This is a genomic window from Pseudomonas sp. MPC6 (genome assembly GCF_006094435.1).
GTDB lineage: Bacteria > Pseudomonadota > Gammaproteobacteria > Pseudomonadales > Pseudomonadaceae > Aquipseudomonas.
In genome coordinates, this window is record NZ_CP034783.1 from 854,598 (window position 1) to 878,629 (window position 24,032).

The 24,032-nt window shown below is 60.3% G+C and carries 24 protein-coding genes; 11 read left to right on the plus strand and 13 right to left on the minus strand.

Features of this window, described 5'->3' with window-relative positions; all coding sequences use genetic code 11:
* The first annotated feature begins 171 nt into the window (after positions 1-171).
* Positions 172-1,134: an IS110 family transposase gene (locus ELQ88_RS05870; RefSeq protein WP_138963519.1), complete on the plus strand. Its 963-nt coding sequence runs from the start codon at positions 172-174 to the stop codon at positions 1,132-1,134.
* Positions 1,135-1,283: 149 nt separating this feature from the next.
* Here the strand turns inward: ELQ88_RS05870 and ELQ88_RS05875 are convergent, their stop codons facing one another.
* The gene (locus tag ELQ88_RS05875) at positions 1,284-2,204 is read right to left on the minus strand and encodes a histone deacetylase (RefSeq protein ID WP_128874432.1); all 921 of its coding nucleotides are present in this window, start codon (positions 2,202-2,204) and stop codon (positions 1,284-1,286) included.
* Between the two features lie 86 nt (positions 2,205-2,290).
* Here ELQ88_RS05875 and ELQ88_RS05880 point away from each other — a divergent pair, with 86 nt between their 5' ends.
* From ELQ88_RS05880 to ELQ88_RS05890, 3 genes are all read left to right on the plus strand, one after another.
* A complete protein-coding gene (locus ELQ88_RS05880; RefSeq protein WP_128874433.1) occupies positions 2,291-2,860 on the plus strand; it encodes a GNAT family N-acetyltransferase in 570 nt (189 codons plus the stop codon).
* A gap of 104 nt (positions 2,861-2,964) precedes the next feature.
* Positions 2,965-3,834 carry an acyl-CoA thioesterase II gene (gene tesB / locus ELQ88_RS05885; protein ID WP_128874434.1) on the plus strand — a complete coding sequence of 290 codons (870 nt, stop codon included), beginning with the start codon at positions 2,965-2,967 and terminating at the stop codon, positions 3,832-3,834.
* Complete coding sequence (locus ELQ88_RS05890; RefSeq protein WP_138964140.1) at positions 3,831-4,424, plus strand: HAD family hydrolase; 594 nt, start codon at positions 3,831-3,833, stop codon at positions 4,422-4,424. The genes tesB and ELQ88_RS05890 overlap by 4 nt, the downstream gene beginning before the upstream one ends.
* 85 nt (positions 4,425-4,509) lie before the next feature.
* Here the strand turns inward: ELQ88_RS05890 and ELQ88_RS05895 are convergent, their stop codons facing one another.
* The 4 genes from ELQ88_RS05895 to ELQ88_RS05910 all read right to left on the minus strand — a co-directional run bounded on the left by ELQ88_RS05895 (position 4,510) and on the right by ELQ88_RS05910 (position 9,217).
* Positions 4,510-5,469: an alpha/beta hydrolase gene (locus tag ELQ88_RS05895; protein WP_138964142.1), complete on the minus strand. Its 960-nt coding sequence runs from the start codon at positions 5,467-5,469 to the stop codon at positions 4,510-4,512.
* Entirely contained in the window at positions 5,469-6,359 is an 891-nt protein-coding gene (locus ELQ88_RS05900; RefSeq protein WP_128874437.1) for a neutral zinc metallopeptidase, read from the minus strand. Before ELQ88_RS05900 ends, ELQ88_RS05895 begins: the two co-directional genes overlap by 1 nt.
* 149 nt (positions 6,360-6,508) lie before the next feature.
* On the minus strand, positions 6,509-7,375 hold the full coding sequence (locus tag ELQ88_RS05905) for a neutral zinc metallopeptidase (RefSeq protein ID WP_138964144.1): 867 nt from the start codon (positions 7,373-7,375) through the stop codon (positions 6,509-6,511).
* Between the two features lie 93 nt (positions 7,376-7,468).
* On the minus strand, positions 7,469-9,217 hold the full coding sequence (locus ELQ88_RS05910; RefSeq protein ID WP_138964146.1) for an FAD-dependent oxidoreductase: 1,749 nt from the start codon (positions 9,215-9,217) through the stop codon (positions 7,469-7,471).
* A 166-nt stretch (positions 9,218-9,383) separates the two neighbouring features.
* Here ELQ88_RS05910 and ELQ88_RS05915 point away from each other — a divergent pair, with 166 nt between their 5' ends.
* The 3 genes from ELQ88_RS05915 (at position 9,384) to ELQ88_RS05925 (ending at position 12,257) form a co-directional block, all read left to right on the plus strand.
* Positions 9,384-10,160 (plus strand): IclR family transcriptional regulator, encoded by a 777-nt coding sequence (locus ELQ88_RS05915; RefSeq protein ID WP_138964148.1) that lies wholly within the window; start codon positions 9,384-9,386, stop codon positions 10,158-10,160.
* 297 nt (positions 10,161-10,457) lie between these two features.
* Entirely contained in the window at positions 10,458-11,273 is an 816-nt protein-coding gene (locus ELQ88_RS05920) for a sugar phosphate isomerase/epimerase (protein ID WP_138964150.1), read from the plus strand.
* 105 nt (positions 11,274-11,378) lie between these two features.
* Complete coding sequence (locus ELQ88_RS05925; RefSeq protein WP_128874442.1) at positions 11,379-12,257, plus strand: DMT family transporter; 879 nt, start codon at positions 11,379-11,381, stop codon at positions 12,255-12,257.
* Between the two features lie 132 nt (positions 12,258-12,389).
* Here ELQ88_RS05925 and ELQ88_RS05935 read toward each other — a convergent pair whose 3' ends face one another.
* Positions 12,390-13,724 (minus strand): MFS transporter, encoded by a 1,335-nt coding sequence (locus ELQ88_RS05935; RefSeq protein ID WP_138964152.1) that lies wholly within the window; start codon positions 13,722-13,724, stop codon positions 12,390-12,392.
* A gap of 571 nt (positions 13,725-14,295) precedes the next feature.
* Between ELQ88_RS05935 and quiC the strand changes: the two genes are divergently transcribed.
* Entirely contained in the window at positions 14,296-16,197 is a 1,902-nt protein-coding gene (quiC, locus tag ELQ88_RS05940; protein WP_138964154.1) for a 3-dehydroshikimate dehydratase QuiC, read from the plus strand.
* Between the two features lie 102 nt (positions 16,198-16,299).
* Positions 16,300-16,977 (plus strand): TetR family transcriptional regulator, encoded by a 678-nt coding sequence (locus tag ELQ88_RS05945; protein WP_128874445.1) that lies wholly within the window; start codon positions 16,300-16,302, stop codon positions 16,975-16,977.
* Positions 16,978-17,067: 90 nt separating this feature from the next.
* On the opposite strand, the gene ELQ88_RS05950 is transcribed toward ELQ88_RS05945, so the two are convergent.
* From ELQ88_RS05950 to ELQ88_RS05970, 5 genes are all read right to left on the minus strand, one after another.
* Positions 17,068-17,922 (minus strand): shikimate dehydrogenase, encoded by an 855-nt coding sequence (locus tag ELQ88_RS05950; RefSeq protein WP_128874446.1) that lies wholly within the window; start codon positions 17,920-17,922, stop codon positions 17,068-17,070.
* Between the two features lie 5 nt (positions 17,923-17,927).
* Positions 17,928-18,368 carry a type II 3-dehydroquinate dehydratase gene (gene aroQ / locus ELQ88_RS05955; protein WP_064675777.1) on the minus strand — a complete coding sequence of 147 codons (441 nt, stop codon included), beginning with the start codon at positions 18,366-18,368 and terminating at the stop codon, positions 17,928-17,930.
* A 309-nt stretch (positions 18,369-18,677) separates the two neighbouring features.
* On the minus strand, positions 18,678-19,589 hold the full coding sequence (locus ELQ88_RS05960) for a LysR family transcriptional regulator (protein ID WP_128874447.1): 912 nt from the start codon (positions 19,587-19,589) through the stop codon (positions 18,678-18,680).
* 167 nt (positions 19,590-19,756) lie between these two features.
* Entirely contained in the window at positions 19,757-20,836 is a 1,080-nt protein-coding gene (gene trmA / locus ELQ88_RS05965) for a tRNA (uridine(54)-C5)-methyltransferase TrmA (protein WP_138964156.1), read from the minus strand.
* Positions 20,833-22,128 (minus strand): NCS2 family permease, encoded by a 1,296-nt coding sequence (locus ELQ88_RS05970; RefSeq protein WP_128874449.1) that lies wholly within the window; start codon positions 22,126-22,128, stop codon positions 20,833-20,835. The genes trmA and ELQ88_RS05970 overlap by 4 nt, the downstream gene beginning before the upstream one ends.
* Positions 22,129-22,349: 221 nt before the next feature.
* On the opposite strand from ELQ88_RS05970, the gene ELQ88_RS05975 reads away from it, so the two are divergent.
* Positions 22,350-22,796, plus strand: coding sequence for a DUF4879 domain-containing protein (locus ELQ88_RS05975; RefSeq protein WP_128874450.1), 447 nt, complete (start codon positions 22,350-22,352; stop codon positions 22,794-22,796).
* A 66-nt stretch (positions 22,797-22,862) separates the two neighbouring features.
* Entirely contained in the window at positions 22,863-23,414 is a 552-nt protein-coding gene (locus ELQ88_RS05980) for a DJ-1 family glyoxalase III (protein WP_128874451.1), read from the plus strand.
* Between the two features lie 6 nt (positions 23,415-23,420).
* Here ELQ88_RS05980 and ELQ88_RS05985 read toward each other — a convergent pair whose 3' ends face one another.
* Positions 23,421-23,708, minus strand: coding sequence for a HigA family addiction module antitoxin (locus tag ELQ88_RS05985; protein WP_128874452.1), 288 nt, complete (start codon positions 23,706-23,708; stop codon positions 23,421-23,423).
* A 13-nt stretch (positions 23,709-23,721) separates the two neighbouring features.
* The gene (locus tag ELQ88_RS05990; RefSeq protein ID WP_138969484.1) at positions 23,722-23,979 is read right to left on the minus strand and encodes a type II toxin-antitoxin system RelE/ParE family toxin; all 258 of its coding nucleotides are present in this window, start codon (positions 23,977-23,979) and stop codon (positions 23,722-23,724) included.
* Positions 23,980-24,032: the final 53 nt, after the last annotated feature.

Sequence of the window (24,032 nt, forward strand, 5' to 3'; positions counted from 1 at the left end):
GGACTAAAAGCCAGCATCTGACTCTAGCCAGTACAGACCGTGGGAGACTTCGCCCCACCCCTTCACCAAAGCGCCGATAAGGAATGCATCGGCCATGACCGACGATAGAAGCAAGCCAGCGCAATGGTGAAGCCCCGACAAGCCTTTAAACCCTAACCCGGAGCTTTCTTTGTGGCAATGAGTGTCTCGCGTTCTGTAGTCGGAGTGGATGTCGCCAAGGCCGAAGTGGTGGTCTATCAGGCCGACACGGATCTGCTGTTGGCCGTGTCAAACGATAAACCGTCTCTTACAAAGTGGCTGAAAACGTTACCTGCAAACAGCGCCATCGCTATTGAAGCCACCAATATCTATCACCTGGATACGGTTGAGCTGGCTCATGCAATGGGACATACCGTCTATGTCATCGACGGCTTCCGTTTGAGTAATTACCGCAAAGGAGTGGGTGGCCGCGCCAAAACAGATGCCAGCGACGCCCGTTTACTGGCGCGTTACTTGAAGAACGAAGAGGAAGAGCTACGTCCTTGGAGCCCGCCGCCGAAGGTCTATACCAAGCTTCAAAGCCTGCTTCGAAGACGAGCGACATTGGTCCAGGCGCGTGTCAGTTTGACTCAAAGCTGGAACGACGAACCGCTGCTGAAAGCGGCATTCAAACAACAGATCGCTGCCATGGGCCGATTGGATTTACTCATCCAGAAGAAGCTGTTGGACGTCGTAAAAGAGGCGGGTCTGCTCGAGCAAGTCAAACGCTGCCAGGCCGTAGAGGGGGTCGGTTTTCTTACCGCCACCGCACTGACGATGGCATTTCAACGTGGCGACTTCGCCAGTGGTGACGCCTATATCGCGTTTCTTGGAATGGATTTGAGAGTCTCTGATTCGGGGCAGATGAACGGACGTCGAAAGCTGACCAAGAAAGGTGACTCAGAGATACGGCGCCTGCTGCATAACGCGGCGATGGCTGCCAGTCGCTCAAAGACCTGGAAGCCGTTTTACGAACGCTATCTGGAGCGGGGATTAAAGACGACTCAAGTGCTGGTCATCCTGGCTCGCAAGCTGGCACGGGTGGCATTCGCCCTGATGAAGAACCAGAGCGAATATCAGCCAAATCCAGTTTTTGGGGCTTCCCCCCAAACATAGAATCTCCCACATTTGAACTTTGGTGTATTCAGACGGCTGATCAAAAAACAACCACCGCTCTGAAGCCTATACCCCGCATGGCCTGCAGCCTCTTTCACTCAGGTTATCCACAGGCGGTTCCACAGTCATTGTGGGTAAAGACCCACATCTCAATGACAACCTGATGACTGCCAGACCCTTTGGGCGCTGTGATGCAGGATCCCATGACGACGCGCCAGGGCCTTGCGGTCCTTGCTGTAGCCGCCGCCGATCACCCCCATCACCGGAATATCCCGGCCCAGGCAATGCCGCATCACGCTTTCATCGCGGGCGGCGACGCCTTCGTCCGTCAGTTTCAGGTAGCCGAGTGCGTCATCCTTGTGCACATCGACACCGGCGTCATACAGCACCAGATCAGGCTGGTAGAGCGGCAGCAAGTAGTTGAGCGCATCGTCCACGACCCTCAGGTAGTCCGCATCGCCCATGCCCATTGGCAGGGGAATGTCCCAGTCGCTTTCGGCCTTGCGTGCAGGAAAATTCTTTTCGCAGTGCAGGGAAACGGTGATGGCCTCCGGGGTGTTGTGCAGGATCCGTGCAGTCCCGTCACCCTGATGCACATCGCAGTCGAAGATCAGCACCCGATTCACCCGGCCGCTTTCCAGCAGGAAATGACTGATCACCGCCAGGTCATTGAAGATGCAGAACCCGGCGGGATGGTCGTAGTGCGCATGGTGGGTGCCGCCCGCCAGATGACAGGCCAAACCATGTTCCAGCGCCTGCTCGGCCGCCAGCAGGGAACCGCCAACCGCCCGCACCGTACGCCGGGCCAGGGCTTCGCTCCAGGGCAGGCCGAGACGCCGCTGGTCTTCGCGGGACAACTCGCCGCCCATGTAGCGTTCGATATACGCAGGGTCATGAGCGAGGGCGAGAATCTCTGGCGGGCAGAGGTCCGGGCGCAGCAGGTCGGTGTCTCGGGTCAGTCCGCTGTCCACCAGGTGATCGCGCAGCAGGCGAAACTTGTCCATGGGGAAGCGGTGATCCGCCGGGAACTCGGGGCTGTAGTCTTCGTGGTAGATCAACGGCAGGGGCATGACTGATTTATCGAGGAAGGCATGTAGGAATGAATCAAGGATCCTACCAGCGATCTAGACTTGCGGCATGGGAAAGGGGGAATACGATGGAGCCGATACGTGAACTCGAGAGCGCGCGACTGCTGTTGCGGCAGTGGTGTGACGAGGATTTGCCGGCGTTTGCGGCGATGTGCGCCGATCCGCAGGTGATGCGCTATTTTCCGGCGCCCTTGAGTCGGCTGGACAGTGCTGCGCTGATCGGGCGGATCCGTGGCCACTTTGCCGAGCGTGGCTTCGGTCTCTGGGCGCTGGAGCGCAAGGACACCGGCGCATTCATCGGGTTTACCGGATTGGGTGAGGTCGGCTTCGATGCGCCGTTCACCCCGGCCACCGAAATCGGCTGGCGCCTGGCCCGCGAGCATTGGGGCCTGGGCTACGCCAGTGAGGCGGCGTGGACCGCTCTGCGCTGTGGCTTTGACCGGTTGGCACTGAATGAGGTCGTGTCTTTCACCACCGCCACCAACATGCCTTCGCAGAAAGTCATGCAGGCGATCGGCATGCACCATGATTCAGCCGATGATTTTGACCACCCCAGGCTCGCGATCGGTCATCCCCTGCGTCACCATGTGCTGTACCGCATCACTCGTGAACAATGGCTGCAAACCTTGCATGGATAAGCGGGCACGGACGTTTACAATGGCCCTCATGGGCCCTGGCCGGAAATTGAATCGACCGCCGCAGCCAAGACTGCGCGGCATTGCGTTATGTGAGGAGCGTCTGAATGAGCCAAGTGTTGGATGATCTGGTCGACTTGCTGACCCTGGAGCCGATCGAAGAAAACCTGTTCCGCGGGCGTAGCCAGGACCTGGGTTTTCGTCAGCTGTTCGGTGGCCAGGTGCTCGGTCAGTCCCTGTCCGCAGCCAGCCAGACCGTCGAAGAAGCGCGCCATGTGCATTCGATGCACGGTTATTTCCTGCGTCCGGGCGATGCCGGGTTGCCGGTGGTCTATCAGGTCGACCGGGTTCGGGACGGCGGCAGCTTCAGTACACGTCGGGTGACGGCGATCCAGAAGGGCAACCCGATCTTCACCTGCAGCGCGTCGTTTCAGTACGACGAAGAAGGTTTCCAGCACCAGAGCGTGATGCCGATAGTGGTCGGTCCGGAAAACCTGCCGTCAGAACTGGAACTCACCCAGCAGCGCGCGCACCTGATCCCTGAACACATGCGCGAAAAGTTGCTGTGCCCGAAGCCGATCGAATTCCGGCCGGTCACCGAGGAAGATCCCTACAACCCCGCCCCGTCCGACCCGGTCAAGTACGTCTGGTTTCGCGCCGACGGTGCCTTGGCCGATTCCCCCGCACTGCATAAATACCTGTTGGCCTACGCCTCGGACTTCGGTCTGTTGACCACCTCGATGCAGCCCCATGGCAAATCGGTCTGGCACAAGGACATGCAGGTGGCCAGCCTTGACCACGCCCTGTGGTTCCATGCCGATCTGCGCGCCGATGACTGGTTGCTGTACGCGATGGACAGCCCATGGGCCGGCAATTCCCGTGGCTTCTCCCGCGGCAGCGTGTTCAATCGTGCCGGGCAACTGGTGGCGTCGGCCACTCAGGAAGGCCTGATTCGTCACCGCAAGGATTGGGCATGAGCCTGGCCGAGGTGCGGCACTGGGTGTTCGACATGGACGGCACCCTGACCGTGGCTGTGCATGACTTTGCGGCAATCCGCGTGGCGTTGGCGATCCCTGCCGAAGACGACATCCTGACCCACCTCGCCGCGCTGCCGGCCGATGAAGCGGCGGCCAAGCACGCCTGGTTGCTGGAGCACGAACGCGACCTGGCGCTGGGTTCGACAGCGGCGCCGGGGGCGGTGGCGCTGGTGCGTGAGCTGGCCGGACGGGGTTATCGCCTGGGCATTCTCACGCGCAATGCCCGGGAGTTGGCGCACGTCACGCTGGAGGCGATCGGCCTGGCCGACTGCTTCGCGGTGGAGGATGTGCTGGGCCGTGATGAAGCGCCGCCCAAACCTCATCCGGGCGGTTTGCTGAAACTGGCCGAGGCCTGGAACGTACCGGCGAGCGAGATGGTGATGGTCGGCGATTACCGCTTCGACCTGGATTGCGGTCGCGCGGCCGGTGCGCGGACGGTGTTGGTGAATCTGCCGGATAATCCGTGGCCGGAGTTGACTGACTGGCATGCGGCGGATTGTGGGGAGTTGCGGGATATGTTGTTCGCATGAGGGCCTCTTCGCGGGCAAGCCTCGCTCCTACGAGTGTAGGAGCGAGGCTTGCCCGCGAAGGCGTCAGATCAGACACCACAAAAACTCACTGACCAAACAAAGCCTTCTGCCCCTCAGGCGAATTGAACATCCCGTCCCCATCATGCCCCACCCCTGGCACTTCGATCAGCTGCTGATTCATCCCTTGAGGATACAGCCGCTTCAGATAATCAAAATAATTGCGCCCGCGAGCCAGGCGATTCGCCCCTTGGGCTTTTGCCTCACAGCGTTTATCCAGCGCCGGATGATTCGGGTCGGTGTCCTGCTGCCCCAGCAGGTAAACGATGTCACGCTGGGCGTAGTTGTCCTTCAGCTGCGCGGGCGTTTGGCCCTCGGCATAGGCGGGTAGATCCGTCAGCCCGTACTTCCATCGATTGAAATCCGGGCAACCGGCGTGACTGAATGCCACGGGCCGACGTTCATCGAAGTACGCATAAGAAGACGGATTGGCGACGACGTAACGCAGCTGCACGCCGGCCGCCTTGAGCTCGGGCTGATCGTGACCCAGCATCGCATAGCGCTGAACCACCTGGGCGCCACCGGAGTGACCGGCGATGATGACCTGCTTCACATCGGGAAACTGTCGACGATCGCCGATTCGGGCGACGACTTCGTCGAGTGCCGCATAAGAACTCAGGTTGAACGGAGCGGTGGACACGCCGCCAGCCATCCAGTCATTGCCCTGCCAGCGCAATACGCTGTCAGCCACTGGATGGCGCGCGACGTCGGACTCATTGAGAAATTGCGGCGCAATCACCAGGGTGGTCGCGCTTTGTCCTGCCCGTTCAGCCGCGTGTTCTGCACTCTGGCGATAGGTTTCGGCATTGCGCAGGCGGCCATGGATGATGATCAGCACCCGTTCGATTTTCGTCGGTGCCGGGCCGATGCCCACCGCGATCTCACCCGAGGTCAACAGCAGGCGACCGGGGCTGAGTTCCTTGACCCCCTGCTCGGCAGCCTGGGTGCTTGCGCAGGTGAACAGTAGAGCCAGCAGCCACGTTTTCATCACAGGTTTTTCGCCGCAAAGGTATCGCACTGGCCGACCTGGCCCTGGGCGAATCCGGTTTTGAACCAGCGCACCCTTTGCGCCGACGTACCATGGGTAAACGAGTCCGGCACCACGCGACCCTGGCCTTGCTGTTGCAGGCGGTCGTCGCCAATGGCGTTGGCGGCGTTCAAGGCTTCTTCGATGTCCCCCGGTTCCAGCCAGTTCAGGCGTTGCTGGGCATTATGGGCCCAGACCCCGGCCAGGCAATCGGCCTGGAGTTCCTGGCGCACCAGCAAGCCACCATCACCTTCCATTTGCCGGCCTTGTTGGCGTGCGGTCTGAATTTTCGCCGATACGCCGAGCAAGGTCTGCACGTGATGCCCGACTTCGTGAGCGATCACGTAGGCCTGCGCGAAATCGCCCGCAGCGGAAAAGCGTTGGGACATCTCCTGGAAGAAGCTCGTGTCCAGGTAGACTTTCTGGTCCGCCGGGCAATAGAACGGACCGGTGGCCGACGTCGCCAGGCCGCATGCCGAGTTGACGCGGTTGCTGAACAGCACCAGGGTCGGGTCCTTGTATTGACGGTCGGCCTGCTGGAAAATCTGCCGCCAGGTGTCTTCGGTATCGCCCAGGATCGAGCGCACGAATTCGGCCCCTTCATCATTGGCCGGTGGCGCCTTGCGGGTTTGCGTCGGCGCCGGCGCCGATTGATCGCTCATCTGCCCGGTGAGTTGCCCGAGGATCTGCAAGGGGTCCTGGCCGGTGAGCCAGCCGATCCCGACGATCAGCACGATCGCCGTCAGGCTCAGGCCCTTGCCGCCACCGAAACGCATCCCGCCACCGCCGCCGGCATCATCGCCCCGGGCATCGACCACGTTGTCGCTGCGTCGGCCTTTTTTCCATAGCATGTGGGGGATCCTCTTTTGTTGCTTGATGAAGGCGCTTGGTGGTGAGTGTTGCTGGTGAGTGAAAGCGGCGCCAGTCCGGTCGTCAGACAGCCTGGAGCGGCGCCGGTTCTGTGCAGGCGGTGACTTTGACCTCTTGGTTGACGGATGGGTTAAAGGTCGTCGGCGGCGAAGGTGTCGCAAGCGTCGGTCCGGCCGGTGGCGAAACCGGTTCTGAACCAGTCCGCGCGCTGCTGCGAAGTGCCGTGACTGAACGTCTCTGGCCGGACTGTATGGTTTCGGGAGCGTTGCAGGCTGTCGTCACCGAAGGCGGCCGCGGCCTGCAAGGCGGCCTCGATATCGCCAGGCTCCAGCCAGTCCAGGCGTTCCTGTGCATGGTACGCCCAGACGCCGGCCAGGCAATCGGCCTGCAACTCCGCACGCACCTCCAGGCCGCCATCGCCGGCGACGGGTTGCTGGTCGAGCAAGGCCTTCTCGAAGGGTTCGGAAAGTCCCAGCTCGAGTTGCACGTGATGGCTGACCTCATGAGCGATGATGTAAGCCCGTGCGAAGTCACCGACCACTGAGAACTGCTGCTCCAGTTTGGCGAAGAACGCCAGGTCGAGGTACAGCTGCCGGTCACCCGGGCAGTAGAACGGACCACTGGCGGAGCTGGCGTAGCCGCATCCCGAGACCACGCCATTGTCGAACAGCGTCAGGGTGGGTGGCGGGTAGTGCCGCCCGGTTTGCGCAAAAAGTTGTTTCCAGGTGTCTTCGGTATCGCCCAGTACTGACTGTACAAACTTCAGTTGCAGATCCTCGGTGGCAATTGAAAGAACGACGTCGGGTGGGTTGAGGGTGTTCGAGGAGATGAGGGGCGTCTCGTCCGGTGTCGTCCCCAGTGTCGAATAAAGTCCTGCGCTTGCCAGTGCGACGACAGCCAGTCCGGCGCCCAGCGTTTTCCCTGTGAGTGTGCGGGCATCCTTGCCCTTGCGAGTGTCGTTCACGTTGTCGCTGCGTCTTGCCTTGTTCCATAACATGGTTGCGGTCTCTCTTGGATGATGGGGCGTGTATCGCCGGATCCATGAATAACCGCACTGCCAAAGATATGTGGGTGAAATGTGTAAGGGTTGTTAACGATGTGCTGCATGGTCGATCTCCTGTTCGTCAGCTGTAATGCCTGCGATATGTCGTGCAGCGATGTAGCCGAACGTCAGCGCCGGGCCGAGATTGATGCCGCCGGCGGGGTAGTGCCCGCCCATGATGCTGGCCATATCGCCGCCCGCGGCGTATAGCCCGGTAATGGGCCGTCCTGATGAATCGAGGACCTGGGCGTGTGCGTTGACCTTCAGGCCGGCGAAGGTGCCGAAGCAGCCGGGCTGGACCTTCACGGCATAGAACGGGCCTTGTTCGATCGGTGCGAGGCAAGGATTGGGGTGCTGCAACGCATCCCCCTGCTTGCGGTTGTAGGGTGTCGAACCGCGACCGAACGCGGGATCCTCCCCGTTGCGCGCGTGGTGGTTGTATTGCGCCACGGTGCTGCTCAAGCCATTCGGGTCGATGCCGCAGGCCCGCGCCAATGCCTCCAGGGTCTTGCCGGTTTTCAGATAGCCGCTGCGGATAAAGGGTGACAGAGGCACCGGAAACGGCCGGGAAATTCCGAGGCCATAGCGCCGCTGAAAACCGTGGCTGCAGATCAACCAGGAGGCGACTTCCTCGCCCTGCGGTGCGGCAGCGACCATGGCCGTCACATAGTCGTAGTAGCCGTTGGCTTCGTTGACGAAGCGCTGACCGTTGCTCAACACCCCGATGATCCCCGGTTTACCGCGCTCGATGATGTGCGGGAAGTGGCCGATGCTGCCGTCTTTGTGCGGCACTTGCGAAACCGGTGCCCAGGCCACGGGCGATGCCATGTTGGTGTTGACCCGGGCGCCGGCGCTTTCGCCCAGGCGCAGACCATCGCCACTGACGCTTGAGGGCGGCAATGCCCAATGTTCATGACCTGTGGGTGTGCGCGGGAACAAGGCCTTGCGCCGCTCGATGTCATTGGCGAAACCACCGGCGGCGAGCACCACTGCCTTGCGCGCATGGATGCGGATCTTGCGCTGGGCGGTATTGATCACCGCGCCCCGGACGTGATCGCCCTCTTGCAATAACTCGGTCACCGGCGCCGATTCCCAAAGCAACACGCCAAGGTCTTCGGCGGACTTTGCCAGCCGGGCCACCAGCGCCACGCCGTTGACCAGCTGCATCGCCCGGCCATGAATGGCGAGGTCGAGCAGGTGACAGGTAACGCGCCGGGTCACATGCCAGGCTGCCGACAGCGAGCGTGTAAGGTTGAGAAACGCACCAAGGTCCGCGCCCGCCATGATCGGCATGCCCATGAACGAAGTTTCGCGCATGGTTTTGCGCAGACGCTTGAGCAGCTTGCCGACTTTTCGTCCGTCATAAGGCGCAGCGATCACCGAGCGTCCGCCGGTGCCGGCTCCTGGAGTGTCGCCATGGATGTCGGCAATCGCATTGCCGTCAGCGAACTGCAACGAGGTGTGCTGTTCGAAGAACGCGACCATTCGCGGGCCGGCCTCGAGGAACGCATTTATCATCGTTGGCTCGTAACGCTCGCCCAGTTCATGTTTCAGGTAGGTGCGCGGTTGCTCGACGTCTTCGACGATACCCGCGCGACGGGCCAGGGGATTGCACGGCACCCACGCCCATCCACCGGACCACGCCGTGGCGCCGCCAAACACCGAGTCTTTCTCGACCACAATGACGTTCAGGCCATGCCATGCAGCAGTGACTGCCGCAGACAGTCCGGCTGCACCGGAGCCAATGATCAGCACGTCGCAGTCAATATCCGCAGCGTTGTGTGGTTCGGCAGGCATGTTTGAAACTCATATTTTTAGAATTTGATTCCAGAAAATATACGGGCATGCTCTGATTCGGCAACCATCGACCGCGCAAAACGGGCGGTTATCGGACAGCGGGTTCCAGATTTCGCATTGGGCGGTTTGTCTTTTAGAATCGGACACATTTTGCGGGGAGCCTCTCATGGCCGGCAGTCAGATCGAACGTGTTTTCAGTGTGCTGGAAAGTCTCACCAGCGACCCTCGCGGTCTGCCGATGCAAACGCTGGCAGAGCAACTGGATATCCCCAAAAGCGCGACCCATCGCCTGCTCGCCGAACTGATCCGGCTGGGCTACGTACGGCAGAATCCGGAGAATTTGCGTTATCACCTGTCCACCAAGCTGGTGGCGATGGGGTTCCGTTATCTGTCGAGCAGCGGCGCCGATATCGTGCAGCCGGTGCTCGATCGCCTGGCTCGGGAAACCGGGGAGCTGGTGCGACTTGGGGTGATCGAAGGCGAGCGACAGACCTGGATCGCCAAATCCCAGGGCGCCCGCTCCGGTCTGCGATACGACCCGGATATGGGCCGTGATGCGCCGCTGTTCTATACCGCGTCGGGGCATGCGTGGCTGGCGAGCATGAGCGATGCCGAAGCCCTGTCGCTGGTGGAACGCCAGGGCAGTGACCGCCCGAAAGACCTGGGGCCGAATGCACCGCGCTCCAACATCGAGTTGCTGGAACGGCTGCGACTGGCGCGGGAGCAGGGTTACGCCTGGGTCGAGGAGAGTTCGGCCGTGGGGACTTCGGCGATTGCGGCGGTGGTAAGGCATCCGGGCGATGGCCGGGTGATCGGAGTACTCAGCATCGCCGGCCCGAGCGCGCGGATGCCGGGGGCGAGGTTGCATGAGTTGGCCCCGTTATTGTTGAAGTACACCGAGGAGTTGTCTGCGGCGAGTCAGGCGTCCGAGTTGTTCAGTTAACCTGGACGCGCCGCTAATGCAATGTGATTTCAAACGCCCAAAAATGTGCGTTGTTCGAACACTTTCGATCCTTATCTGTGTAAGAATCTGGAACCGGGTTCTAAATTGTTGAGGTCCAACCTTCCAACAATAATCGCATGAGGACCGCACCTTGATATCGCCCCCTTCCTATCGCCTTGATCTGTGCTGGCAACATGGGCCAGCAGCATCGCCAGCCTTTACAGCCTCTGACGCAAGCGTCCTTGTGCGCAGTCGCCAATCCCGGACCACAATCGGTGGCTCTCTCGAGGGATGCACATGAATGAACGGATTTATTCTCTGGCGAGTCTGACGGTACTGGAGTTGTCGCCGCCAGAAATGGTCGAGGTCGCGGCGCGAGCAGGCTACAGTCATGTCGGACTGCGGCTGGTACCGGCGACACCTGAAGAACATCACTTTGCGCTGGTAGTCGATGATGATTTACGCCGCAGGACTCTGGAGCGTTTGCGCGATACCGGCGTTCGTGTGCTGGACGTGGAAATCCTGCGGCTCAAGCCAGACACGGTCGTCGCTGGTTTCGAGAAGATTCTGGCCGTAGGCGCCGAATTCGGTGCGACTGAATTACTGGTAGCGGGTAACGATTCTGACGAGCAGCGGCTCACCGAAAACTTCGCAAGACTTTGTGATCTGGCGGCTCCCTACGGCCTTCATCCGCACCTGGAATTCATGCCATGGACCGATGCACGCAATCTCGAACAAGCGGTGCGTATCGTCGAAAATGCCGATCGAGCAAACGGCGGGGTGTTGGTGGACGCGTTCCATTTCGATCGTTCGCAGTCGCGGCTGGAAGACTTGGCCAGGGTTGCCCCGTCACGGTTACGGTATGCCCAGTTGTGCGACGTCGCGGGGCCGCGGCCGACGGACATGGCGGAGATTCTGCGCCAGGCACGTAATGAGCGGCGCTTTCCGGGGGACGGTGATTGTGATCTGGCGGGGTTGTTGCAGTGTCTTCCAGCCAGTATTGCGTTGAGCCTGGAGATCCCCGCCGTGCAGTTGCTGGAGCAGGGCGTGAGTGGGTTACAACGGGCGCAGATGGCGCTGGATAAAACCCGTGAACTGATGGCGCGGCTGTAAGCGGTGCTGCGCCGGGCAAGCCTTTTGTAGGAGCGAGCAAGCTCGCTCCTACAATCGGCATTATGGCTTGCCCGCGAAGCTTTTGACTTTAAGTAAGGAAACCCAATGACCCTCAGCACCCCGCTTTCCGGCGTCAATCAGCCCTTCAAGGGGATCATGCTGATCGTTGTCGCGACCTTTCTGTTTTCCAGCCATGACGCGTTGTCGAAATATCTTTCAGGGTTCTACCCGATCATCATGGTGGTCTGGGCCCGATACCTGGTTCACACCTTGTTGATGGCCGGGATTTTTCTGCCGCAATCCGGGCTGAGTGTCCTGCGCACCAGACGGCCGTTACTGCAGTTGCTCAGGTCGTTGTGCCTGCTGGGCACCAGTTTGTTTTTCACCACCGGTCTGCAGTACATCCCGTTGGCCGAAGCCACGGCAGTCAACTTTCTTGCCCCGGTCCTGGTGACCGCGCTGTCGGTGCCGCTGTTGGGCGAGCGCGTCACCCGGGGCCAATGGATCGCGGTGATTTGCGGATTTATCGGCGTAGTGATCATTGTCCACCCCGGCGGCGACCTGTTCACGCCAGCCGTGTTGTTGCCGCTCTGCTCGGCATTGTTTTTCTGCTTCTATCAATTGCTCACCCGCAAACTCAGCAAGATCGACAGCCCGACCACCAGCAACTTCTTCGCCGGCCTGTGCAACACCTTGGTGATGAGCGCGCTGGTGCCGTTCTTCTGGCAAGTTCCCAGCTTTGGGCACGGTTTGATGATGGTGGCACTGGGGGCTTGCGGGATGACGGCGCACCTGTTTTTGACCCAGGCTTTCCGTCACGCCGCACCCGCACTGCTGGCGCCGTTCGGCTATTGTCAGATTGTCTTTGCCGGTTTGCTGGGCTGGTTGCTGTTTGCCCACACGCCGACCCTGACCACTGTGGTCGGGATCGCGGTGATTTGCTGCAGCGGGTTGGCGGCGGCCTGGCAACAAAGCCGTCGATGAAACGGTGAGCGACCTGTGTAGGAGCGAGCTTGCTCGCGATGGACTTGAGAACGCTGCGGGGTGTCAGGCTTGCAGCGTTATCGTTGACGACCATCGCGAGCAAGCTCGCTCCTACAAGGGGGCGTCGGGGTATCAGTCGATGACGGTAGGAATCTTGCGCGGTGCCATGAAGTACATCCAGATCAGCGCGATGAAGTACATCGCCGGAATCAGGGTGAACAGCACCGTGTAATTGTTGTTGGTAACGGTCAGGATGTGGCCGACCAACTGGGTCATGAACATCCCGCCGATGGCGGCGCACATGCCGCCGAAACCGAACACCGTACTCATCATGTGCTTGGGCGTGTAGTCCATCACCAGGCTCCAGATGTTCGCCGTCCAGGCCTGGTGCGCACCGATGGCCAGGGAAATGGCGGCCACGGCAACCCACAGATTGCTCGAACCTGCCGCCATGACCACGCCGATGATGCAGCAGGCGAACAGGAACATGGACAGCAGTCGCGCCTTGATCGCGTTCATTCCGCGGCCGATCAGGAACGAGGACAGGATCCCGCCGCCGACGCTGCCGAAGTCGGCCGTCAGGTAGATGATGATCAGCGGAATACCCATCTGGGTCACGTTGATCCCGAGGTTGTATTGCTGATTGAGGAACGGTGGCAGCCAGTAGAGGTAGAACCAGAACACCGGCGCGGTCAGCGAGTAGGCGAGGGCGAAGGCCCAGGTGCCACGCATGCGCAGGATTGTCGAGAACGGCACGCGGGTCTGCTCCGGTTCGACTTCGTTCTGGATGTAGTCCAGTTCCGATTGTTTAACGCTTGGGTGATCCTCCGGGTTGAAGTACTTCAAGCCCCAGAACAGCAACCAGATCCCGCCCAGTGACGCCATACACAGGAACGCGGCCTGCCAGCCCCACACGTGGAGGATCAGCGGCAGCAGCATCGGCGTGAACATCGCACCGACGTTGGTGCCGGCATTGAAGATGCCGGTGGCCACGGCACGTTCACCGGCCGGGAACCACAACCGCGTGGTTTTCACGCAGGCCGGGTAGTTGGCGGCTTCGGTCAGGCCCAGGATGAAGCGGCAGACCATGAAACCGACCGCCGATGTGGCCAGGCCGTGGGCACCCGTGGCCAGGCTCCAGAGCAATACCGCGCAGAAGAACACGCGTTTCACGCCGACCCGGTCGATCAACCGGCCTTGCAGCACGAAGCCGATGGCGTAGCCGACCTGGAACCAGAAGTTGATGTTGGCGTAGTCCATCGCCGTCCAGCTCATTTCCTTGGCCAGGATCGGCTGCATCACGCCCAGTGCGGCGCGGTCGATGTAGTTCAGGGTGGTGGCGAAAAACACCAGCGCCAGCATGCCCCAACGGGTTTTGCCGACCGCCATGGCGCCGCGGATCTTGTCGCCGATGCCGCCGGCGGTACCGATGGCCGGAGCCATGCGTGAACTCTGAGAAGGAATCATCTGTGCCATCCGTTCAATGACTGACAAGCGAAGCTCGTCGGGACTTCAAGGGCGCGTGATCAATCGGTGGCGATAGACGCGGGGCGATTGATCGGCTGCGGTGCTTTGGTCTTTTGACGAAAGCGCGTTATTCAGCGAGCGGCACGTTTCGGCCTGAGGCACGAGACGTTCGGATGGACGCCAGGCAGGGCGTGTGGGAATTCGAGCGAGGGGGCAAGGCGTTGAATGAGTGCATGAGCGTATACCCGTTTTTTGAAATTTTTATGTGGTGTTCAGGGTCTTTTGATTACTGAGACCGGGTTCATGCCCGGACTCGATGTGATGCCGATGTTGCGCATTGGGCAAAAAATCGTCAATTCGCTAATAGCCATTGTGTTCGATAATCGCACGCAATACTAACTGGGTAGTACACTTTAAATTGCTGTGTGGGATCGTGCAGCCAATAATTCACTGTAGGAGCCCGGCTTGCCGGCGATGGCGGCCGAACGATCGCCATCGCCGGCAAGCCGGGCTCCTACAGAAAGCGAGTGATGCCTCTAACAAAATAGTCTCCACCACCGGGAGTCGAAATATGCAGCGTTCCATTGCCACCGTGTCCTTGAGCGGTACCCTGCCGGAAAAACTCGAAGCCATTGCCGCCGCCGGTTTTGATGGTGTGGAGATTTTCGAGAACGACCTTCTCTACTACGACGGGAGCCCGCGGGAAATCAGGCAGATGTGCGCCGATCTGGGGATCGCCATCACCCTGTTTCAACCCTTCCGGGACTTCGAAGGCTGCCGCCGCGACCGTCTGCCACGTAACCTGGAACGGGCCGAGCGCAAGTTCGACCTGATGCAGGAGCTGGGTACCGACCTGGTGCTGGTGTGCAGCAACGCCTCGGCCGACGCCATCGGTGATGAGCAGATTCTCGTCGACGACTTGCGCCTGCTGGCTGAACACGCGGGCGCCCGTGGCCTGCGGATCGGTTACGAAGCGTTGGCCTGGGGCCGGCATGTGAACACTTGGCAACAAGTGTGGAACATCGTCCGTCAGGCGGATCACCCGAATCTGGGTGTGTTGCTGGACAGCTTTCACACGCTGTCGCTCAAAGGCGATCCGAGCGCCATCGCCGACATTCCCGGCGACAAGATTTTCTTTGTGCAAATGGCCGACGCACCGATCCTGGCCATGGATGTGCTGGAGTGGAGCCGGCATTTCCGGTGTTTCCCGGGCCAGGGCGAATTCGATTTGCCGGGCTTCCTCGCACCGATCATCAAGAGTGGCTACACCGGGCCGTTGTCGCTGGAGATCTTCAACGATGGTTTTCGTGCGGCACCGCCCCGGGCCAACGCCGCCGACGGTCTGCGTTCCTTGCTGTACCTGGAGGAGAAAACCCGCGAGCGTCTGGCGCAGGAAGCCAACCCCCCGGCCAATCTCGATATCCTGTTCGAGACACCCGAGGCCAGCCAATACAACGGCATCGAATTTCTCGAGTTCGCCGTGGACGAAAGCCTTGGCGCCAAGCTATGCCATTGGCTGGAGCGACTCGGTTTCGTCAAGGCCGGGCAACACCGCTCCAAGAGTGTGAGCCTGATGCGCCAGGGTGATATCAACCTGATCCTCAACTCCGAGCCTTATTCGTTCGCCCACAGCTTCTTTGAAGCGCATGGACCCTCGCTGTGCGCCACCGCGGTGCGCGTCAAGGACAGCGCCAGCGCGTTGGCCCGGGCCGTGGCCTACAAAGGTCAGCCGTATCGCGGACTGGTCGGCCCCAATGAACTGGAGCTGGCCGCCGTCCGCGCGCCGGACGGGAGTCTGATTTATCTGGTAGACCAGGATGCCGACGTTTATGGCACCGATTTCAATCTGCAGCCAACAGCCGTGGCCAGTGGCGGTCTCAAGCGCATCGACCACATGGCCATGGCGTTGCCGGCCGACAGCCTCGACAGTTGGGTGCTGTTCTACAAGAGCCTGCTGGATTTCGAAGCGGATGATGAAGTGGTGCTGCCCGACCCGTATGGCCTGGTGAAGAGCCGGGCGTTGCGCAGCCGCTGCAGCTCGATCCGCTTGCCGCTGAATATTTCCGAGAACCGCAATACCGCGATTTCACACGCGCTGTCGAGTTATCGCGGCTCGGGCGTGCATCACATCGCTTTTGATTGCGACGATATCTTTGCCGAGGTCAGTCGTGCGAAGGAGGCAGGCGTACCGCTGCTGGATATCCCGCTCAATTATTACGATGACCTGGCGGCGCGCTTCGATTTCGACGACGAGTTCCTCAGCGAGCTGGCGTATTACAACGTGCTTTACGATCGCGATGCCCAGGGCGGTGAGCTGTTCCATGTGTACACCGAACCGTTTGAAGGACGGTTCTTCTTTGAAATCATCCAGCGCAAGAATGGCTACGCCGGTTACGGTGCGGCCAACGTGGCGGTGCGGCTGGCAGCCATGGCCAAGTCGCGCAGTGGTGCCATCCGTCAGGCAAAGTTGTAGGAAATTCGTAAACTTGCGGTTAAACCGCTGCCGCGCGGCTTCCTTCACTGTGCGGCGCGGCCCATAATCGCCAGCCTGTGCAGTGATGGCCGTGAGCCCGCAATGACAATAACTTCAGAACTCTCAGCAGCGCCCGACGAACCAATTGCAGAGCCTCGCAAGAGTCGCAAGAACAACCCGGAAAAGACCCGCGAGAACATTCTGCAAGAAGCCATTGCAGAGTTCGTCCAGCAGGGGCTTTCCGGCGCTCGCGTCGATGCGATCGCCGAGCGTATCCACACCTCCAAGCGCATGATCTATTACTACTTCGGCAGTAAGGAACAGCTCTACGTCGAGGTGTTGGAGAAACTCTACGGCGATATCCGCAGCACCGAAAGCCGTCTGCACCTGGCTGAACTGGCGCCGGTGGAGGCGATTCGGCGGCTGGTCGAGTTCACTTTCGATCACCATGACCGCAACGTCGATTTCGTGCGTATCGTCTGCATCGAGAACATTCACAACGCCGACTATGTGAAGCGCTCCGATGCGATCAAGGCGATGAACAACACCATCCTCGACTCACTGGGCGAGATCTTGCGTCGCGGGGCCGAGGAAGGCGTGTTCCGTGCAGGGCTCGAGCCGTTGGATGTGCATTTGCTGATCAGTTCGTTCTGCTTCTATCGCGTATCGAACCGCCATACCTTCGGTGAGATTTTTCAGATCGACTTGCCGGACGAAAACATCAAGCAGCGTCATCGGGAGATGATCTGCGAGTCGGTTTTGAGATATCTGCAGGCCTGACGCCTTCGCGGGCAAGTCGGGTCGCCGCATCGCTCGCTCCTACAGGGGCAACATGGAACCTGTAGGAGCGAGGCTTGCCCGCGAAGCTTTTTAGCCATTCATGCTCTGAAAATGCGCGAGCATCCGCTGCGCATCCGGCACGATGCCGCTGAACAGTTCAAACGCCTTCACCGCCTGAAACACCGCCATGTTGCCGCCATCCAGTGTCCGGCAACCCAAGGCGCGGGCGTTGCGCAGCAGTTCGGTTTCCAGCGGAAAATAAACGATCTCCGCCACCCACAGCGCACCTCGCATCATCTCTACAGGCACCGGCGTGCCCGGCAGTTTTTTCATGCCCATGGGCGTGGTGTTCACCAGGCCGTCGGCCTCGGCCAGGGTGCCCTGCAGATCATGCCCGGCGACCGCGCGGCCAGCGCCGAAGTGTTGATTGAGGTTGTTCGCCAGCGACTGCGCGCGGCGGGTATCCACATCAAAAATGCTGAGCAGCTGTACGCCTTCGCTCAATAACGCATGGGCCACCGCTGCGCCTGCGCCCCCTGCGCCCATTTGCACCACGCGTTCAAGGGCTACGCCCTGCAGGCCACGGCGAAAACCTTCGGCAAAACCCAGGCAGTCGGTGTTGTGGCCAATACGTTTACCATCCTTGAGTACCACGGTGTTGACGGCGCCGATGCCGCGGGCTTCCGGCGACAGCTCGTCGAGCAGCGGGATGATGGTCTGTTTGCACGGAAACGTGATGTTCAGACCGGTGAAGTTCATGCGCTCGGCTGCCAACAACAGGTCGGGCAAGGCACTGCTGTCGAGTTTCAGCGGCTCGAGATCGATCAGGCGATAGAGGTAGCGCACACCCTGGGCATCGCCTTCATGCTCGTGCAGTGCCGGGGTGCGGGAAGCCTGGATGCCGGCGCCGATCAGTCCGGCCAGTACGGTAGTGTTCTGGTTCATGGCGTTCACCCCTTCAAACGCAGGCTGAAATGTTCCAGCGCCAGGCGATAACCGTGGCTGCCGAAACCGGCCATGACTGCGGTGGCAATGGCTGAAACGAAGCTGTGGTGGCGGAATGGCTCGCGGGCATGGACGTTGGACAGGTGGACTTCGATCACCGGCAGCTCGCTGGCGACCAGGGCATCGCGGATCGCCACCGAGGTGTGGGTCCAGGCCGCCGGGTTGATGACGATTCCAGCGCAACGGCCGCGGGCGGCGTGAATCCAGTCCAGCAGTTCGCCTTCATGATTGGTCTGGCGAAACTCCACCGCCAGACCGAACTCTTCGGCGGCCCGTGCGCACAATGCCGAAACATCGGCCAGGGTTTCGTGACCGTATGTCGCCGGTTCACGGGTACCGAGCAGGTTCAGGTTGGGGCCGTTGAGCACCAGGACGATAGGGGGCATCGCTTGTCTCCACTTATTATTTTTGGAATCGGCCGAGGGTTCCGGCCTGTGGAGATAAAATGTACTGAATGGTTAATTTGGTCAATTGCAGAGACAGCGACTGCGGTTTTTGTGTGCGGTGATCGAACATTGGAAAGATCGTGGGGTGTTCGGGATTGAAGTCTGGCGCAAAACCTGTAGGAGCTGGCTTGCCAGCGAAAGCGGTGGGTCAGTCAACATATTTATCGCTGAACGGACGCCTTCGCTGGCAAGCCAGCTCCTACAGGAGAACGCATTCCAAATGTGGAGCTGCCGCAGGCTGCGACCTTTTCAGCGCGGAAGATGCTCGACCAGAAAATCGATGAAAGCCCTCAATCGCAGCGGCACATGACGACTTTGCGGATAAAGCAGGGTGAATGGGCGCGAACGTCCGCCATAAGGCTTGAGCACTTCCACCAGCGAACCCTCGGCCAATTCGTTTTCGACGATGAAGCGATAAGTCTGAAACAGCCCCGCCCCATGTTTGGCCAGGGTCACGCCTCCGAGCACGTCGTCGGAACAACTGAGGCTGCCTTCGGCAAGCATCTCGCGCTGCACGCCATTGTCGTTGAACAACCAGGCAATGCGCCGGCCGCTGCTGGGCAGTTCGTACTGAATGCATTCATGCTGCGCAAGGTCGTCCAGGGTTTGCGGAGTGCCGGTACGTTTCAGGTAGTCGGGACTGGCGATCATCACCAACGCTGCATCTTCCAGGTGCCTGGCGATGAGGCCGGAATCCGGAATCGCCCGTACGCGGATGGCCATGTCATAGCCTTCACCAACAAAATCGATATTGCGATTGCTGATGTGCGACTCGACCTTCACCGCCGGAAAGCGCTCCCGAAACGCCGGCAGCAGCGGCAGGATGCGGTGATGGGCATACGTGGTGGGGATACTGATGCGCAAGGTGCCGGAAGGCTCCTGCTGCTGGCCCATGACCTCGCGCTGGGCCTCGACCAGTTGCGCCAGCGCCTGGCGACACTCTTCGTAGTACCGCCGGCCACTGTCGGTCAGTTTTACGCTGCGGGTGGTGCGTGCGAACAGCCGCACGCCCAGGCGTTCTTCCATGCGCGACACCGATCGGCTCACGGCTGCCGGCGTCACGCCGGCCACCAGCGCGGCAGCGGTGAAGCTACCGGCCTCGGCGGCCAGGCAAAACAGCTCGATGCTGCCCAGTTGAAGATCGTCGAATAGTCGCTGCATGATTGATTACACCAGGGATCAAATGGAGTGGCTGATTCTGTATTTATCAAATTCCGCCACACAAATACAGGCGTCTCGACTGGCAGCCCGGCTCGGGCAAATCGGCACTTTGAGCGCCCACAAAAAAGCCGTCGTGACGACGGCTGATTCGTAGGCGGCAACTGCGATCAACGACGGGTCAACAACACCCCGGATTCCATGTGATGGGTCCACGGAAATTGATCGAACATCGCACAGCGAGTGATGCGATGGGTATCGTGCAGTTGGGCGATGTTGGCCGCCAGCGTTTGCGGATTGCAGGAAATGTACAGAATGTTGTCAAAGCGCCGGGTCAGTTCGCAGGTGTCCGGATCCATGCCCGCGCGGGGCGGGTCGACGAAGACGCTACCGAACTCGTAGCTCTTCAGGTCGATGCCGTGCAGGCGACGGAACGGGCGCACTTCGTTCAACGCCTCGGTCAGCTCCTCGGCGGACAGGCGCACCAGGGTGACGTTATCCACCGCGTTATCGCTGAGATTGCTCAGTGCCGCATTGACCGAAGACTTGCTGATTTCGGTGGCCAGCACCTTACGCACACGAGTCGCGAGCGGCAGGGTGAAGTTGCCGTTGCCGCAATACAGCTCCAGCAAATCGTCAGTTCGATCACCCAGCGCGTCATAAGCCCAGTTGAGCATCTTCTGGTTCACCGTGCCGTTGGGCTGGGTAAACGCACCTTCCGGCTGGCGGTAGCTGAACGTGCGGCCACCGACCTCCAGTTTCTCGATCACGTAATCATGACCGATGACTTCGCGCTTGCCCTTGGAGCGGCCGATAACGCTGACATTCAGCTCGGCTGCCAGTTTCGAGGCGGCTGCGTGCCAATGCTCGTCCAGCGGACGGTGGTAGCACAGCGTGATCATTGCATCGCCGGCCAGGGTGGTCAGGAACTCCACCTGGAACAGCTTGTGACTCAGCGCCGTACTGCCTTGCCAGGCCGCTTTGAGCTGCGGCATCAACTGATTGATGCGCAGGCTGGCGATCGGAAATTCTTCGATCAGGATCGGCGTGCGTTTGTCTTCCTGGGAAAACATTGCGTAATGGCGCTCGCCGCCTTCGCGCCACAGGCGAAATTCTGCGCGCAGGCGAAAGTTCTGCAGCGGCGAGTCGAACACGGCAGGTTCTGGCGCATCGAACGGGGCCAGGAGATCACGCAGGCGCATGACCTTTTCTTCGAGCTGAACGGCGTAAGCCTGGGTATCAAAAGTCATGCGTTGAACCAACCCAATTTGATCACGAACAGAATCGACAGGATCACCAGCGCCGAATTCAATTCACGGCCCCGACCGGAGAGCAGCTTGATCGCGGTCCAGGAAATGAAACCGAAGGCGATGCCATTGGCGATGGAATAAGTGAATGGCATGGCCAGGGCGGTGACCACGACCGGTGCAGCAACGGTAATGTCGTCCCAGTCTATTTCGGCCAGGCCGGATGTCATCAGTACCGCGACGAACAGCAGGGCAGGTGCCGTGGCGAACGCCGGAACGCTGGCGGCCAATGGCGAGAAAAACAACGCCAGCAGGAACAGAATCGCAACCACGACAGCGGTCAGGCCGGTGCGGCCACCGGCACTCACGCCAGCGGCGGATTCGATGTAGCTGGTCGTCGTTGAAGTCCCCAGCAAGGAACCGGCCATGGCCGCGGTACTGTCGGCGATCAGGGCGCGGCCCATTTTTGGCATGTGGCCATCCTTGCCCATCAGGCCGGCGCGCTTGGCCACACCGATCAGGGTGCCGGAGTTATCGAACAGATCGACGAACAGGAACGCGAAAATCACACTGACCAGACCGATGTCCAGTGCGCCTTTGATGTCCAGTTGCAGGAAGGTCGGCGCCAGCGACGGTGGCATCGACATGACGCCGCCGAACGGGGTAAAGCCCATCGCAATAGAGGTGATGGTCACCGCCAGGATGCCGATCAGTACGGCGCCGCGAACCTTCAGGGCTTCGAGGGCGACGATCAGGGCAAAGCCCAGGGTGGCGAGGATCGGTGCCGGTTGCTTGAGGTCGCCGAGGCCGAGCATGGTCGCCGGGTTGCTGACGACGATGCCGGCGTTGTGCAGGGCGATCAGCGCCAGGAACAGGCCGATACCGGCGGCAATGGCCGAACGCAGGGGCAACGGGATACTGTTGACGATCCATTCACGGATACGGAAGATCGAGAGTAGGAAGAACATCACCGCCGAGATGAACACCGCACCCAACGCCACTTGCCAGGTGTGCCCCATGTTCAGGACCACGGTATAGGTGAAGAAGGCGTTCAAGCCCATGCCCGGCGCGAGGGCGATCGGGTAGTTGGCGATCAGGCCCATCACGGTGGAACCGAAGGCGGCTGCCAGGCAGGTCGCGACGAACACCGCGCCTTTGTCCATGCCGGTCTCGCCGAGGATGCTCGGGTTGACGAACAGAATGTAGGCCATGGCCAAAAAGGTCGTGAGGCCCGCCAGAATCTCGGTCCGCACGTTGGTGTCATGTGCCTTGAGTTGAAACAGCCTTTCCAGCATGTCTGCTCCCCGTGGCGCGCCAGGCGCCGTGAATGTATCGACTTCAACAGCAAAGCACAGACCACCGCAGGCGCCCGATAATTTGCTGTAGGTCGGAAAAAGCCGCGCATCATACCAGCAGAGTGGGGTTATTACTGCTTATGGCTGCGATCGTCGTCGAAGTTTTGCGTTAAAGCCAAGTGAGCCATACTGCGCGCTGGTTTGGGGGGCTTATGTATTGCATGAGAAAAGGGCTGGTTGTCGGATCCGTACTATTGATGGCCCTGTTTGCGGGGGCGCAAATCGCCTTGGCTGCCTCGGCGCCGCCGTTGAGTCAGGTGAAAGTGCTCAAGGTCGAGTCACCGGGCTGTGGTTTTGAAGACATTGCACAGGGACAGGAGCAGACACGCTGCAATCACAGCGGCGCGAACATCCGGGTCTACGTGCTGGAAGTCGGCTACGGTCGTGGCGCGCATGTCGGGCTGGACGGCTTTGCGGTGAACGGCACCCGGACCCCGATCTGTGCGTTTGATAATGGCAACCTGACCGAATGCACCGTAGGGAAAAAAACGGTCGGCTATTTGTATGTCTTCGATCTGGCAGGCAAACAGGAGGGTACGTTCACCTTCAGCAATACCTCGATCAACGCCCCGGGCAACACCCTGTCGACGCAGCTTTACATCAAGTAGCTCCAAGCTCGAACGAGAGCCGGGAAAGCTGACTACGCTTTAAAGATCATTCAGCGGACTGCACCCATGACCTCAAGAGCACTGATTACCCTCGCCGAGGGCATCGATGACCTGCAAACAGTGACCCTGATCGATGTGCTGCGCCGTGCCAACGTCGAAGTGGTGGTGGCCAGCATCGAGGGGCGGCGCATGCTCACCTGTGCCCGTGGCACCCGAGTGACCTCCGATGCGATGCTGGTGGACTTGCTGGCCCAGCCGTTCGATCTGATCGTGCTCCCGGGTGGGGCCGTGGGAGCGCAACATCTGGCGGCGCATCAACCCTTGCAACAATTGGTCAAGGATCAGGCGGCGGCCGGACGCCTGTTCGCCGGCATCGCCGAGGCCCCGGCGCTCGCACTGCAAACCTTCGGCGTCCTGCGCCAAAGGCGTATGACCTGCCTGCCATCGGCCAGCCATCAACTGTCGGGTTGCAACTTCGTCGACCAGCCAGTGGTGGTCGACGGCAACTGCATCACCGCCCAGGGCTCGGGTGGCGCGCTTGAGTTTGCGCTGACGCTGGTGGAACAACTCTGCGGCAAAGCCACGCGCACGGCGGTGTCGGGGGCGTTGGTGGTCTAGCGGTTGTCAGGCGTGGACGGCAATGGGTTGGATCGCCGGTTGCTCACGATGCTCGGCTTGCCAGAGATCGTAATCGGTTTGGACCCCTAGCCACATGCGCGCCTTGCCAATCCCGGCCCGCTCCAGACGTACGGCCAGATCCGGACTGATCGGCGCGTGGCCATGCAATACCCGTGATAAATGCGGACGCGCAAACCCCAAGTGCCGGGCCAGCTCTGTGACGCTGATGCCCAGCTCGGGCAGTATATCTGTCAATAGTGTTTCGCCAGGGTGTGGCGGGTTGTGCATAGGCATGTCCTGCCTCCTGTCAGTGGTAGTCCAGATAGTCGACCAGCTCGATATCCGAACCTGAAAAACGAAAAATAACGCGCCAGTTTCCTGAAACGCTCAGGGACCAGTATTGCGCTAACTCTCGCCTGAGCGGGTGTAATCGCCATCCGGGCAGGTCGAGATCGCCAGGTGCCTGTGCGCGGTCCATGAATTGCAGCGTTCGAGACAGGCGTTTCGCGTGATTTGAGCGAATGCCACGAGTCGAACCTGTTTCATAATTGCACCTGATCGGCAAATTTGTGCATCGGGTGGTATTCAGGTATTTCCTGCGCCCATCAATTCCCTTGA